This window comes from Pseudomonas sp. Irchel s3a12 (genome assembly GCF_900187485.1).
Classification (GTDB): domain Bacteria; phylum Pseudomonadota; class Gammaproteobacteria; order Pseudomonadales; family Pseudomonadaceae; genus Aquipseudomonas; species Aquipseudomonas neuropathica.
Genome location: NZ_FYDN01000014.1, coordinates 13,252 through 28,216, shown reverse-complemented (window position 1 = coordinate 28,216; position 14,965 = coordinate 13,252). Strand labels below are relative to the sequence as shown.

The following is a 14,965-nucleotide window of genomic DNA, read 5'->3' as shown; positions in this document are numbered from 1 at the left end:
GCGGGTCAGCTATGCCTTGTCGATGGTAATGGTCGCTCCTCGCCATCGGAAAAATCCGAATCCACGAAGTCGTCAAGTTCGCGCCGGACCCCCGTCCTCCATCTTTCGTTCATTTGCTCGTTAAACGCCGTGGTGTATCTGTCCAGGCGTTGCTGACTTTCCGGGTGAAGGGGGTTGTCGTCGAAGTTGTATTCGGTCACGGCGTCGCCGGGCTGTGAAGGAAACTCGCCTGGCAACTCGGTAATCGCGTTCCCGGACAAGTCCGCGCTCGTCAATCGAGGCAGCTCGAACAGACCGTCAGGTACCTTGCTCAAGGCGCAATTGCCGAGACGCAGATTGTCCAACTGCGGGAGATGCCTCAGGTCTGGAACAATGTTGAGCGGATTGTTGCTCAGGTCCACGGAACTCAGGTTTTTCCAGCCTGCGAAGGCCTCTGCAGCCGGTTCCGTCAGGGTGATTCCACAGTCGGGCAGATGCAGGCTGCGCAGCCTGTCCATAGCGAAGATCGGGGCGGGAATCTCGCCCAGCGGAAATTTGCGGATGTCGATGTCTTTGAGCTTGGGAAAAAGCTCCAGCAGACGATCAACCCGAGGCGGGGCGGACGCTTTGGTGGTCAGATTCATTTTTTCAATGTGGTCAAAGCGTGCGGTCAGCGGCGGCAGCTCACCGGTAAACGACAACTCGCAGTAAACCGCTGGATCTGTCAGGAACGTGGGCGTTAGGCGCAGTTCCTTTTCCAGGTTGAGCCTGAAGGTTTGGCGATTGAGTTTTTCCGTCGCTGCTGCGTCGTTCCCAAGTGGCATCTGCGTTACAGGATCGCTGGGAGGCTCATTTGCCCAGGTGCCCAGGCGGTCGAGCAGGCCGGTCAGCTCGGTTTTGCGGCGCATCAGCTCAAGACGTCCATCGGCCAGCGTACCCGGAAGGCTGTAGATAAGATCGTTGGCGTCGAAACCGGACAGCGATGGGTAAAGACTTTGAGCCAGTTCGATGTCGTCCTGTCGAGCGGAGATACCAAAGTTGTCGGCCTTGGCCTGGAAAGCGGCTTTGACTCGTTCTCTGGAAGCCTCTGACAGCGGGTTGCTGCCCAGCTCCATGCCGCGACCAGAATAACGCGTCAGTTCCGCCGGCAGTTCGATGATGTTGTTGTCGCTCAGCAACGCCACTTCCAGATGCGGCAGCTGTTCCAGCCCGGCAGGCACACTATCGATCCCGGTGTTGATCAGATCGATGAACGTCAGGTTTTGCAGGGCCGATACATCGGGCGTGGCCTGCAATGTGTTGCTGTACAAGTCCAGCGATTTCAATCGGGTCAGCGTGGACAGGATCGCTTGTCCTTCAGGATCCAGAGTGATCTGGCACTTGCTCAGCATCAACGTTTCGAGCGACGACAGGCTTTGAAGCGCTTGAGGTATGCGGCCGAGGCCGAAGCCCTGCAGTTCCAGTCCCTGCAATCCGCTGAAGCTTCTGAGAAAACCCCCGGAAACCTTCAGCCCTGGATTGCCCTGAAGATTGAGATGCGTGATATGAGTGAAATCAGTGCTCAGCTCCGGTAACTCACCGGTAAACGCCGGCTTGGCATCGAAGGTGTTGAACCGTAGTGCTGAATTGTCGTTACGCCGGCCGCGCCAGAGTTGCTCAAGCTTGTCGCTGAATTCTTGTCTGGCGGCGAGTTCTGTGGCTTTTTCCTGAGCAGTCCATGGCAGTTCAGTCAACGGATTGTTGACCGGCAGACGCTCACGCCACGCGTTGAGATCACCCATCATTCGGGCGATTTCTGCCTCCCAACTGAGCAGTTGAGTCGTGCCGGCCAGCAATGTCCCGGGCAGGCGATAAATCATGTTGATGGCCGCGTTGTCACCCAGTCGCGGGAACAGTCTTTGCGCCATGGCAATGTCAGCCGATGCCGGTTTGACCCGGAAGTTGCGTCCCTGTGTGGCGTAGTAGCGCTTGATGCGCTCGCGAGCATTCAAGGACAGCGGATTATCGTTCAGATATACGCCGTCGGCCTGATCGGCACTCAAGCTGAAAAAAGTGTCCGGCAGCTCGGTGATGTTGTTGTTATTGAGATGGAGAATTTCAAGAGCCGGATGCTCGGCGATACCCTCGGGCACGCTGCTGATATCTGTATGGGCAAGTGAAACGCTCGTCAGGTTTGGCAAGGCGTTCAAATCAGGTGCGATTGTCAGCGGGTTGTGGCTCAGATCGAGCAACTGCAGTTTGGACATGGCACCGAGCAGTTGCTGCCCTTCAGGCGTGAATGTCAGCGCGCAGTCAGTCAGTTTGAGCTCTTTGAGATCCTTGAGGCGCCCGACGAATGAGGGGATGTCATCGAGCGCGAAGGCTTTCAGTTCCAGCGCCTGAAGATTCGGGAACAAGGCAGCAAATGCATCGAAGCCTGTGGTCGTTGCATTGCCTGCAAGCTTGAGGCTTGTCACGTGATCGAAGTTCACAGTCAGGCGGGGCAGTTCGCCGAAGAACTTCAGGTCTGTCGCAAAAGACGCGGTGCGCGCGCCGGTGTCAATTGACCTTTCACGCCAGAAATCCTCCATGAGCTCCTTGAAGGCGGAACGCGCGTCTTGTTGCTCCAGACGCTCGCCTTCGCTAAGCACCTGACCTGTAACCGGGTGCGCTGATGGAGTTTCCAGTGCCCAGCGCGCCAGATCCTCGCGCATTTGTTGCAGCTCCGCTCTCCAGCGCACGAGTTGTTTTCGACCGCCGGCCAGGTCGCCAGGCAAGTCGTAGATCATCTCGCTGGCCTCTTGTGCGTTAAGACCGGGAAACAACTGCCGGGCGAGGGCAACGTCTTGCTCGTCAGCCAGTACGTCAAAGTCGTTTCGATGGCTGCGGAAGTAATTCTTGATCTGGTCGCGGGAGGCTGCCGATAGCGGGTTGTCGGCAAGGTCAATGGCGTTACTGCGATCGGCGGGAAGGTCGAACAGCGCGTCAGGCAGTTGCGTGATGCGGTTCCCCGCAAGCACCACGGTTCGAAAAACCGGATGGCTGGTCAATCCTTCAGGCACGACGGTCAGCCCGCAGTTGGACAGGTCGAGATCGTCCAGTTGGGGCAGCAGGTTCAGGTCGGGGAACGTCCCCAGCGGATTGTTACTCAAGTTCAGCGAGTCGAGGCTGTCGAGTGAAAGCAGCACAGCCTGATTTTCCGGGGTCATGACCACGCCACAATTTTTCAGCTCCAGGTCGGTCAGTCGAGGCAGTTTTACTTCGCCAAGCGCAAGCGGCTCCAGTTCGAAGCCGTTCATTTTCAGCTCGGCCAGGTTCGGGAAGCACTCGACGAAGCGCAGGGCGTTGGTGATATTGGCGTTGCCGTTGAGGTCCAGCCGGGTAACGTGCTCGAAACCGGCGCTGAGCGTCGGCATATCCCCCGTGAACGTTGCCGTTGCCCTGAGTACTTTGAGGCGGTAGTAGCCGGGCGGGCTGCGCCAGAGCTGCTCGATCTGTTGCGCAAAGGATCGCCTGGCGTCCAGTTCGCGGGTTTGTGCTTCAAGGGGCAGACGTTCGCCCGTCTCAGGGTCAAGGACGGCGGCCTGGTTGGTCCATTGATTGAGTTCGAGGTTCAGGGCGCCGAGTTCATCTTCCCAGCGCGACAACTGTGCACCGAATTCGGCCAACGGCCCGGGCAGTCGGTACAACACCTGTGTAGCTTTTTCAGCATCAAGGGCTGGGAACAAGGCGATCGTGCGCTGCAGATCTTCCTGTACAGGCCGTACACCGAAGTACTTTCCGGTGTGCTCGAAGAACACTTTCACCCGTTCGCGAGAGGCCGCACTCAACGGGTTGTCAGCAAAGGTGTAACCGTCGCTGAGGGAGCTGGGCAGGTTGAAAAACCTTTCCGGTATCCGGGTGATGCGGTTGCGATCGAATTGCGCCGAGATCAGGCGTGGATGATCCAGCAAATCGTCGGGCACCGTGTAAATACCGGTATTCGACAGATTGACGTAACGCAATGCAGGCATCGAGTGCAGGTCCGGCGGCAAGCCCAGCGCGTTGCCTTCCAGATCGAGCAGAGTGAGTTGCGGCATAGAGGCGAACACCGACTCGGTGACCGTTGTCAGGCTGACTCGGCAATCGCGTAATCTCAATTCGCGCAGCGAGCGCATCGAGGTCAGCGCTTGTGGCAGGCTTGGCAGGTTGAGGTTGCGCGCATCCAGAATCTGCAACTGACTGAAAGACTGCAAAAAGCGCTCGACCGAGGTGGTCATGGGGCTGCCATCAATGCCGAGCGAAGTGATATGACTGAAATCGCTCGAGAGGACGGGCAAGTCGCCGATGATGGCGTGCTTAAGCAGCACGGCGTGCCCGGCGGCGAAGCCCTGTTGATCGTAGTGCGTGACGTTCTCCCGTCGCCAGCTTTTGAGTAACTCGTCCCTGAGCAACCTGCGGTTCTGGATTTCGGCGCGCTTCTCCAGCGGCGTGAGCGCCATGCCGGTTTCGGGGTGAATGGCGGGCGGATTGTTGGCCCAGACATGCAGTTCGTTCTGCAATTGCAGGTAGTCATTTTGCAGGCGAAGTATCTCTGCGCGTGGGCCAGCGGGACTGCGTAGCATGCTTTCGGCGAGATAACCCACCTCACGGTTCGACATTCGCGGATAGAGCACCCGGATGTCTTCTTCGAGTGTGCGCGGTTGGGAACTGGGGCGCGGCGGACGTGGTGGCGCAGGGGGATAACCATCGGTCCCCAGCAGCCGCAGTGTGTCGACAGCCGACGGTTGGGTCGGCGTATCGCCGATCACCTGACGCAACTCGTTGCGCTCAAGCGTACGTTCGCGAATGGTCGCCTTCAGCGCCTGGCCCTGGCCAATCCGGATGTCGAGGTTCTGGCGCTCGCTGTCGGGTAATGCGTACAACAGGCTGGAATAGAAATCGCTGAACGAATGCAGCTGCTGCCCACGATCGTCGTAAGGTTGATATTGGCCATCGTCGCGGCGAACCAGAACCTTGTGTGCGGCTGCATCTTCACGGCCGATGGTGTCCAGTAACGGGCCCTCGTAGCGCCTGTCCCGGATCTCGATCCGTACATCGCCGCTCCAGCCTGGCAACAATTTGAGGCTGTGCAGCGCCAGAGAGTCGGAGTCGGAATTGCTCACCGAGTCCAGCTCCAGGCCTTCATAGGCGCGGGTAACGCGCACCTCCTGACTGGCCATCTGCATGAGTGCCTGCTGGCGCGCGGGCAATTGTCCTTCGCTGATCTGCAACAGTTCGCTGCCGGTCGCGGTATCGAGCAGTTCGCGGGTGATGCTGGCCGGCAGTTCGGGAGGGTGGGCCTTGAGTCGTGCCGCCAGCGGATCATCGAGGTGCTGAAGGGTCTGATAACGCGCCTCGAACAGCGCGCTTCTGTTGCGTTTGGCGAGATCGGCCACTTGCTTGCGCAGGTTCTGACTGCGTACCTCGATGGACTGCGTCGGTCCCGCAAAGGGTTCGTTCAACAAGGCTTTGATCTGCGTCTCGTCGAGACTATAGAGCAGGGTTTTAAGCACGTCGTCACCGACCAGGCTGTCCTGGCGCAGTTCGGTCACGGGCAGGCTTGCGTCCGCAGACGATTGCCACAGCTGCTGCCCTTGTCGATCGAGCAGACGCAGGCACTTATCGCTTGGCCAGCGCCCGTATTCGCTGAGCACCTGCAGCTGTGTGACCGGATCAGCGCGCAAAAACTCTTCGGCGACATGGCTCTCGAGCTGATCGATGAAGCGTTGCAACTGCTGATCAATCTTGAAGCGCTGGATACTGTCGGCAAGCAAAGGCGGGACTTTTTCCTGATTGACATGCATTTTGCGCAACGCGTCTTCGCTGGTTCCGCTGATCCGCAAGACGGTTTCGCGCTCGTTCGGCGACAGGCTCTCGACGGAAGAACCGATACGGCGCAGAACCGTCTCGCCATCCCATTCCAGCGGTTGCTCGAGTTCAGTGTGCCAGGCGCCTTCGCCATTGTGGCGCACCACCGGTTGGTAAGCGTCGGGGCGGCTCGGGTGTTCAATGCGGTACTGCCCCGGCACCTGGCTTTCTTTTACTGCAAAGTGGGCATCCTCCAAGGGCAGCAGGCGCTTGCCCTGATGCGTGTGCAAACCCAGCGCATCGGGTTGCGAATCTGCCGTTGGAACCTGCGGGTGCTTGTAGCGTTCGAGATCCGGCTCCCAATAGCGGGTCTTGCCACTGGCCAGTTTTACCGGTTTGAAGCGGTCGATGAACGCCACGACTTCCTTGGGCAAAATCTTGCGGAACTCGGCCGCGCCAATCTTGCCGCCCACGGCGAACAGGCCCAACTGGATCATCGATTCCACGGTGCCCATCAAGAGTTCCAAGGCTTCGGTCGTTCGCCCCTGCGCCCACTCGATGACGCCTTCGAACGCTTCATCGAGCATTTGATAGGCCATGTACGCCATCATGGCTTCACCCAGCACCGGCACGAACGGCGCAACGATCAGCGCGGCGGTCTGCACGATGGTGGAAATGATGTTGCTCACCGAGTCCCAGAAGGCCCAGCGCGCTTTTTGGTCGACCACCGCGGTGGGTACGGCGATCACCCTGGCGTCATTGAAGATCTTGTTCAGTTTCGCGTGATGGATGTGTTGCCAGAGATTGTCATGGAACGCGGTCAGCGTGGTTTGCAGATCCGGGCGCTCGACAGCGGTGTCGCGCCATGCGGGCAGCGAGCTGCCGGACTCGGGCGGGTGCCACATGATCTGGCTCAAGCGGCTATTGAGGGTGCTGAAGAAAACACCTCGATGTTCGTGGTTCACGAATCGGCTGAAAAACTGCTGGTAGTCTTTCGAGCGCAACTGGCGGGTCAGTTCAGCGACCAGGTCGTAGGTCGAGGCGTATTCCTTGAAAGGGTGCTCGGGATCATCGGGGACATAAGCCACCACCCTTGCCGGGTCTCGCGAGGCGTACAGGTCTGGGGCAAACACGACGATACCGGTCAGCGGTGCGCACAGCATCCCCATGTCATGGCACAACACCGCTGCCCCGCTGATGTACAGGCCTTTCATGCCGTCGAGCACGGCATCGATCAAGCGAAAATAGCTTTCCGACACATCGCGGTTCATCCGCGCCCACTGCAGGGCGGCTTTCATCGCGGCTTTCTGGCTGTCATCGATTTTGTTGCGCAGCACGGTGGCCACCATCGGATCGGTATAGCCGAGGTTGTCTTTGAGATGGGCCTTGTATCGCGCGCCGATGTCCAGTCTTCGGCACAATCGGGTGAAAGCGGCGATGCTCATTTTCGCCTTGATCGCCGGCAGGGGACTGAACTGGCCGCTGACGGTGGGACGAGTGACGAAGGTCGAGTCAGCTTCGAAGGCATCGTCACGGGTTTCCGATTCCTCGAAGTTGTGCAGCGCGGCCTCCAGTAACGACACGGTCCAGGCGCGCGTGCCGGTGCGGATCGGAAACCACGGAGTGGTTGCGGGGATGTACAGGCGCACGAAGGTGTTGCGCACATCCAGGTCCAGGCCGAACCAGTTTTTCAGTTCTTGCTGGAGCAAGGGCTCGGCAAAGGTGCTGGCGTCCTGCAAGTGCTCCAGGCTTTGATCGACCTTGCTTTGCGCGGCCCATTGCGTGGCGTTGAGGCTATTCATCTGCTGATGTTGCTCGGCAGGTGCCGACTGGAGAGTGAGGGACAGGCGCGGCAGGCTGTTCGTGAGTGCCTGGCGGCGAGTCGGTGTCGCGGCGCCGAGCCAATCGGGCAAGGCATTTTTCAGCGGCAGGTAATGATCGTCTGGATGCAGCGCGTTGTTCGTGGCGGTCGAGGCTGTCGGAGGGTGTCGCTGAGTCAGGTGCATGGGCCATTCCTTGGCGTTGAAAAGAACGCGCAGCAAATCAGCAACCGGCCACCCTTGTGCGGTACATATTTATATCTTTGTCGCAGGGTTGAGTTGGTATTCTCTGCAGCCTGCCGCAAATCGACGGTGCCAGTTAAACTGCGCCTTTGCGACGCTATATGTCGCATTGCCGTAAACCCGGGAAAATCCGGGGTTTGCGCTATAAGAAGTTGTCGCTTGGCGACAAGGCCGGGCTGAAAACTGTCCTTACAATCCTCACCAAGCTCGCCAGTTTCAGGCGAGTGTTCCTCTTCAGGAGACTCCGATGTCCGTTGAGCACGCTGCGGTACAACGCGCCGATTTCGACCAGGTAATGGTTCCCAACTACGCGCCTGCCGCTTTCATTCCGGTGCGTGGCGCCGGTTCCCGCGTCTGGGATCAGGCCGGCCGCGAGCTGATCGACTTCGCCGGCGGGATTGCCGTTAACGTATTGGGCCATGCGCACCCGGCGCTGGTCGGTGCACTGACCGAACAGGCGAACAAGCTGTGGCACGTGTCCAACGTGTTCACCAACGAACCAGCCCTGCGCCTGGCGCACAAGCTGATCGATGCCACGTTCGCCGAGCGCGTGTTCTTCTGCAACTCGGGCGCTGAAGCCAACGAGGCCGCGTTCAAGCTGGCCCGTCGCGTTGCGTTCGACCGTTTCGGCACTGAGAAGTACGAAATCATTGCGGCGCTGAACAGCTTCCACGGTCGTACCCTGTTCACCGTCAACGTCGGTGGCCAGTCGAAGTACTCCGACGGTTTCGGCCCGAAAATCACCGGCATCACCCACGTGCCTTACAACGACCTGGCCGCGCTGAAAGCTGCGGTTTCCGACAAGACCTGCGCGGTCGTGCTGGAACCGATTCAGGGCGAGGGCGGCGTACTGCCGGCCGAACTGGCTTACCTGCAAGGTGCCCGCGAACTGTGCGACGCGAACAACGCGCTGCTGGTGTTCGACGAAGTGCAGACCGGCATGGGCCGCAGCGGCAAGCTGTTCGCTTACCAGCATTACGGCGTGACCCCGGACATCCTGACCAGCGCCAAGAGCCTGGGCGGCGGTTTCCCGATTGCGGCGATGCTGACCACCGAAGCGCTGGCCAAACATCTGGTCGTCGGCACTCACGGCACCACCTACGGCGGCAACCCGCTGGCGTGTGCGGTCGCTGAAGCGGTGATCGATGTGATCAACACCCCTGAAGTGCTGAACGGCGTGAACGCCAAGCACGACAAGTTCAAGGCGCGCCTTGAGCAGATCGGCGAGAAATACGGCCTGTTCACTCAGGTGCGTGGCCTCGGCCTGCTGATCGGTTGCGTGCTGAGCGATGCCTGGAAAGGCAAGGCCAAAGACATCTTCAACGCCGCTGAAAAAGAAGGCCTGATGATTCTGCAAGCCGGCCCGGACGTGATTCGTTTTGCCCCGAGCCTGGTGGTGGAAGACGCTGATATCGATGCCGGTCTGGATCGTTTCGAGCGCGCGGCTGCTGCACTGACGCAAGCCTGATAGACCCTTCGGCGCCTGGAGCTTTCAGGCGTCGATCAAAATTTTATGCCGGACCAGATCAACTGTAGGAGTGAGCCTGCTCGCGATTGCGGTATGTCAGTCAACTCATTGGTTTCTGACAGACCGCAATCGCGAGCAGGCTCACTCCTACATTGATCTCCATGTAGGCCCGGTTATTTTTTTTCTGTGAATTTATAAGAGAAAGGAGTGACACCATGCTGGTGATGCGCCCCGCGCAAATGGCTGATCTGGGCGAGGTACAGCGTCTGGCTGCGGACAGCCCGATTGGTGTCACTTCCTTGCCGGATGACGTGGAACGTCTGAGCGACAAGATTGCCGCGAGCGAAGCCTCGTTTGCTGCCGAAGTGAGCTTCAACGGTGAGGAAAGCTATTTCTTCGTCCTCGAAGACACCGCCACCGGCAAGCTGGTCGGCTGCTCGGCGATTGTTGCTTCGGCCGGTTACTCGGAGCCGTTCTACAGCTTCCGCAACGAGACGTTCGTGCATGCCTCCCGTGAGCTGAAGATCCACAACAAGATCCACGTGCTTTCGCAGTGCCACGACCTGACCGGCAACAGCTTGCTGACCAGTTTCTACGTGCAGCGCGAGCTGGTCGGTTCGCCGTGGTCCGAGCTCAACTCCCGTGGCCGTCTGCTGTTTGTCGCCAGTCACCCGGAGCGTTTCGCCGATTCGGTGGTGACCGAGATCGTCGGTTACAGCGATGAGAACGGCGACTCGCCATTCTGGGATGCCATTGGTCGCAACTTCTTCGACCTCAATTACGCTGAAGCCGAGCGTCTGTGCGGGCTGAAAAGCCGTACGTTCCTCGCCGAGCTGATGCCGCATTACCCGATCTACGTACCGCTGCTGCCGGATTCCGCCCAAGAGGCGATGGGCCAGGTGCACCCGCGTGCGCAGATCACCTTCGACATCCTGATGCGCGAAGGCTTCGAGACCGATCACTACATCGACATTTTCGACGGTGGTCCGACCCTGCATGCACGTGTGTCGGGGATCCGTTCGATCGCTCAGAGCCGCGTGGTGCCGGTGAAGATCGGCGAGCCGGTGAAAGGTGCCGGGCGTCAGTATCTGGTGGCTAACGCGCAGCTGCAGGATTACCGCGCGGTGTTGCTGGAGCTGGATTACGCGCCGGGCAAACCGGTGACTCTGGATCTGGAAGCGGCCGAAGCCCTGGGCGTCGGTGAAGGTGCCAGCGTGCGCCTGGTGGCGGTTTAACGCCTTAGCGAGTTTCACGGGTGGCGAAGGCGGCCCGTTTGAGGAGATAGCATGATTGTTCGTCCCGTACGCAGCAGCGATTTATCCGCTCTGATCGACCTAGCCCGCAGCACCGGCACCGGCCTGACCACATTGCCGGCCAACGAAGAGCGTCTGGCCCACCGGGTCGGCTGGGCCGAGAAGACCTTTCGCGGCGAAGCTGGCCGTGGCGACGCGGACTACCTGTTCGTGCTCGAAGACGACGATGGCCGCGTGGTAGGGATTTCCGCCATTGCTGGCGCCGTTGGTCTGCGTGAGCCGTGGTACAACTTCCGTGTCGGTCTGACCGTCAGCGCTTCGCAAGAGCTGAACATCTACCGCGAGATCCCGACGCTGTTTCTGGCGAACGATCTGACCGGCAATTCCGAGCTGTGCTCGCTGTTCCTGCACGCCGATTACCGCAACGGTCTGAACGGTCGCATGCTGTCGAAGGCGCGCATGCTGTTCATCGCGGAATACCCTGAATTGTTCGGCAACAAGATCATCGCCGAAATGCGCGGTGTGTCCGATGACGCCGGCCGTTCACCGTTCTGGGAAAGTCTCGGTCGTCACTTCTTCAAGATGGAATTCAGCCAGGCCGATTACCTGACCGGTGTCGGCAACAAGGCGTTCATTGCTGAGCTGATGCCGAAATTCCCGCTGTACACCTGCTTCCTCTCCGAAGGCGCACGTAACGTCATCGGTCAGGTGCACCCGGACACCGAGCCCGCCTTGGCGATGCTCAAGAGCGAAGGTTTCAGCTACCAGGGTTACGTCGACATCTTCGACGCAGGTCCGGCCATTGAATGCGAAACCGGCAAGATCCGCGCGGTACGTGACAGTGAAGCGCTGGTGCTCGCTGTTGGCACACCGGGCGAAGACGCCACGCCGTTCATCATCCATAACCGCAAACGCGAAGACTGCCGCATCACCGCTGCGCCGGCGCGTCTGGCTGCCGGCACCCTGGTGGTCGATCCGCAGACCGCCAAACGTCTTCAACTCAACGCTGGCGATCAAGTGCGCGCCGTGGCGTTGTCCGCTGCACGGGAGTCGAAATAATGAATTCGCTATACATCGCAGGTGAGTGGCTGGCCGGTCAGGGCGAAGCCTTTCAATCGCTGAACCCGGTGACCCAGCAAGTGCTGTGGTCGGGGGAGGGTGCTACGGCTGCGCAGGTTGAGTCGGCTGTGCAAGCTGCGCGTCAGGCGTTTCCGGGTTGGGCACGTCGCACGCTGGACGAGCGCATCACTGTGCTTGAGGCTTTTGCCGCGTCGTTGAAAAGCCACGCTGACGAACTGGCTCGCACCATTGGTGAAGAGACCGGCAAACCACTGTGGGAATCGGCGACCGAAGTGACCAGCATGGTCAACAAAATTGCCATCTCGGTGCAGAGCTACCGTGAACGTACCGGCGAGAAGAGCGGCCCGTTGGGCGACGCCACCGCCGTATTGCGCCACAAACCACACGGCGTGGTCGCGGTGTTCGGTCCTTACAATTTCCCAGGGCACTTGCCGAACGGCCATATCGTTCCGGCGCTGCTGGCCGGCAACAGCGTGCTGTTCAAACCCAGCGAACTGACCCCGAAAGTCGCCGAGCTGACGGTCAAGTGCTGGATTGAAGCCGGTCTGCCGGCGGGCGTTTTGAACCTGTTGCAAGGTGCGCGCGAAACCGGCATTGCGCTGGCGGCGAACCCGGGCATCGACGGCCTGTTCTTCACCGGTTCGAGCCGCACAGGCAACCATCTGCACCAGCAGTTTGCCGGGCGTCCGGACAAGATTCTGGCGCTGGAAATGGGCGGTAATAATCCGCTAGTGGTTGATCAGGTCGCGGATCTGGATGCGGCGGTTTACACGATCATTCAGTCGGCATTCATCTCTGCCGGCCAGCGTTGCACCTGTGCACGCCGTCTGCTGGTGCCGCAAGGCGCGTGGGGCGACAGCCTGCTCAAGCGTCTGGTGGAAGTCAGTGCGAGCATTGAGGTCGGTGCATTCGATCAGCAACCAGCCCCATTCATGGGCTCGGTGATTTCCCTCGGCGCGGCGAAAGCGCTGATGGATGCTCAAGAACATCTGTTGGCCAACGGCGCCGTGTCGCTGCTGGAAATGACTCAGCCGCAGGCCCAAGCCGCGCTGCTGACCCCGGGAATCGTCGATGTCACCGCAGTTGCCGATCGCCCGGACGAAGAGCTGTTCGGCCCGTTGCTGCAAGTAATCCGCTACACCGATTTCGAAGCGGCGATCGCTGAAGCCAACGACACTGCTTACGGCCTGGCCGCAGGTCTGTTGTCGGATTCTGAAGCGCGTTATCAGCAGTTCTGGCTGGAAAGCCGCGCCGGTATCGTCAACTGGAACAAACAACTGACCGGTGCTGCGAGCAGCGCGCCGTTCGGTGGTGTCGGCGCTTCGGGCAACCACCGCGCCAGCGCCTATTACGCGGCGGATTACTGCGCGTACCCGGTGGCCTCGCTGGAAACCCCAAGCCTGGTGTTGCCTGCTGCCCTGACGCCCGGCGTGAAGATGGCGTGATGCCCATTCGCGAGCAGGCTCGCTCCCACAGGTTCAGTGGTGTTCACACATATTGTGTTCAACATAAATCCTGTGGGAGCGAGCCTGCTCGCGAAGGCCGCGCCTCGGTCTAAAAGAATAGTTACTGAAGCCTATAACAACAGATTCTCGTGGAGCCTCGCTGATGAAATCCTATGAAGTCAATTTTGACGGTCTAGTGGGGCCGACCCATAACTACGGCGGTCTGTCCTACGGTAACGTTGCCTCCCAGAGCAACAGCCAGCAGTCTTCGAACCCGAAGGAAGCGGCCTTGCAAGGTCTGGCGAAGATGAAAGCGCTGATGGAAATGGGCTTTCAGCAGGGCGTGCTGGCGCCACAGGAACGTCCGGACGTGGCCGCCCTGCGCCGTCTGGGCTTCAGCGGCACCGACGCGCAAGTGATCGAGCGCGCCGCCAAAGAGGCGATGCCGCTGCTGGTCGCCAGCTGCTCCGCGTCGAGCATGTGGGTGGCTAACGCCGCGACTGTCAGCCCGAGTGCCGACACCGCAGACGGTCGCGTGCATTTCACCGCCGCCAACCTCAACTGCAAATACCACCGCAGCATCGAGCACCCGACCACCAGCCGTGTGCTCGGCGCGATGTTCGCCAATCAGCAGCACTTCGCGCATCACGCGGCATTGCCAGCGGTAGCGCAATTCGGTGACGAAGGCGCGGCCAACCACACGCGTTTCTGTCGAGAGTATGGCGAGGCGGGCGTCGAGTTTTTCGTGTTCGGCCGCAGTGCGTTCGACAACCGTTTCCCGGCGCCACAGAAATACCCGGCGCGCCAGACCCTCGAAGCCTCGCAAGCGGTCGCGCGTCTGCACGGTCTGCGAGACGAAGGCGTGGTTTACGCGCAGCAGAACCCGAACGTGATCGATCAGGGCGTGTTCCACAATGACGTGATCGCCGTCGGTAACGCTGAAGTGTTGTTCTATCACGAAGATGCATTCCTCGAGACCGATCAGATGCTCGCCGAACTGCAAAGCAAGCTCGCCAAAGTCGGCGGCAACTTCCAGTCCGTGTGTGTGCCGCGTTCGGCAGTCACCGTGGATGATGCGGTGCGTTCCTACCTGTTCAACAGCCAGTTGCTCTCGCGTCCTGACGGCTCGATGCTGCTGATCGTGCCGCAAGAGTGCCAGGCCAACGAGCGCGTCTGGGCTTATCTGCAAAGCCTGACCAGCTCCGGCGGTCTGATTCGCGAAGTGAAAGTCTTCGATCTCAAGCAAAGCATGCAGAACGGTGGTGGCCCGGCGTGCCTGCGACTGCGCGTCGCGCTTAACGAAACCGAACTGGCGGCGGTCAACCCAGGGGTTATCATGACGCCACCGTTGTACGGTTCGTTGACCGCATGGGTTGAAAAGCACTACCGCGACCGCCTGAGCGAAACCGATCTGGCGGATCCGCAATTGCTGCTTGAATGCCGGACGGCACTGGATGAACTGACGCAAATCCTTAAACTGGGCGCGGTTTATCCATTCCAGATCAATTGATGGCCGGCGCGTCGCCAGAACGCGGCGCGCGGCTTGTCTCCCCAAGAGAGTAAAAACATGAGCGATTCCCTGCAGTTGATCCTTGAAGACACCGACGGCACGCAACTGCAAACCTCGTGCACGCGCGTCGCGGTCATGTGGCAAGGCAAAGAGCTGTGGATCCAGCAGGACGGCCGTGGCCAACTGCTAATTGGCGTGGACGTTGAAGAAGGTGACGCCGAGTACGCCAACCTGCTGTTGCGCCCATTGGCGACTAATCTGGTAAGTCTGCAACTGGAAATGGAACCGGCTGACGTCGGCGACGACGAAGACCACGTGCACGGCCCGGATTGCAACCACGATCACTAAGGAAACCGCTC

7 protein-coding genes are annotated in these 14,965 nt (G+C 59.8%); 6 read left to right on the top strand and 1 reads right to left on the bottom strand.

From position 1 onward, the window contains the following. Window positions 1-5: 5 nt before the first annotated feature. Window positions 6-7,793, bottom strand: a complete 7,788-nt coding sequence (locus tag CKW14_RS22365; RefSeq protein ID WP_095126158.1) for a dermonecrotic toxin domain-containing protein — start codon at window positions 7,791-7,793, stop codon at window positions 6-8. A gap of 304 nt (window positions 7,794-8,097) precedes the next feature. On the opposite strand from CKW14_RS22365, the gene CKW14_RS22360 reads away from it, so the two are divergent. The 6 genes from CKW14_RS22360 (at window position 8,098) to CKW14_RS22335 (ending at window position 14,954) form a co-directional block, all read left to right on the top strand. Further along, window positions 8,098-9,318, top strand: a complete 1,221-nt coding sequence (locus CKW14_RS22360; protein WP_008077923.1) for an aspartate aminotransferase family protein — start codon at window positions 8,098-8,100, stop codon at window positions 9,316-9,318. 215 nt (window positions 9,319-9,533) lie between these two features. Further along, a complete protein-coding gene (gene aruF, locus CKW14_RS22355; protein ID WP_007951057.1) occupies window positions 9,534-10,553 on the top strand; it encodes an arginine/ornithine succinyltransferase subunit alpha in 1,020 nt (339 codons plus the stop codon). 51 nt (window positions 10,554-10,604) lie between these two features. Then, window positions 10,605-11,630, top strand: coding sequence for an arginine N-succinyltransferase (astA, locus tag CKW14_RS22350; protein ID WP_095048121.1), 1,026 nt, complete (start codon window positions 10,605-10,607; stop codon window positions 11,628-11,630). Then, the gene (gene astD, locus CKW14_RS22345; protein ID WP_176471327.1) at window positions 11,627-13,096 is read left to right on the top strand and encodes a succinylglutamate-semialdehyde dehydrogenase; all 1,470 of its coding nucleotides are present in this window, start codon (window positions 11,627-11,629) and stop codon (window positions 13,094-13,096) included. Before astA ends, astD begins: the two co-directional genes overlap by 4 nt. Before the next feature lie 163 nt (window positions 13,097-13,259). Next, the gene (astB, locus tag CKW14_RS22340; protein WP_095126157.1) at window positions 13,260-14,606 is read left to right on the top strand and encodes an N-succinylarginine dihydrolase; all 1,347 of its coding nucleotides are present in this window, start codon (window positions 13,260-13,262) and stop codon (window positions 14,604-14,606) included. A 57-nt stretch (window positions 14,607-14,663) separates the two neighbouring features. Further along, window positions 14,664-14,954, top strand: a complete 291-nt coding sequence (locus CKW14_RS22335; RefSeq protein ID WP_016983958.1) for a hypothetical protein — start codon at window positions 14,664-14,666, stop codon at window positions 14,952-14,954. Window positions 14,955-14,965 lie beyond the last annotated feature (11 nt).

What these genes read in the sequence shown, in the direction of transcription:
- CKW14_RS22365 (WP_095126158.1), bottom strand. Translation starts at nt 7,793, where the DNA reads ATGCACCTGACTCAGCGACACCCTCCGACAGCCTCGACCGCCACGAAC.
- CKW14_RS22360 (WP_008077923.1), top strand. Translation starts at nt 8,098, where the DNA reads ATGTCCGTTGAGCACGCTGCGGTACAACGCGCCGATTTCGACCAGGTA.
- aruF (WP_007951057.1), top strand. Translation starts at nt 9,534, where the DNA reads ATGCTGGTGATGCGCCCCGCGCAAATGGCTGATCTGGGCGAGGTACAG.
- astA (WP_095048121.1), top strand. Translation starts at nt 10,605, where the DNA reads ATGATTGTTCGTCCCGTACGCAGCAGCGATTTATCCGCTCTGATCGAC.
- astB (WP_095126157.1), top strand. Translation starts at nt 13,260, where the DNA reads ATGAAATCCTATGAAGTCAATTTTGACGGTCTAGTGGGGCCGACCCAT.
- CKW14_RS22335 (WP_016983958.1), top strand. Translation starts at nt 14,664, where the DNA reads ATGAGCGATTCCCTGCAGTTGATCCTTGAAGACACCGACGGCACGCAA.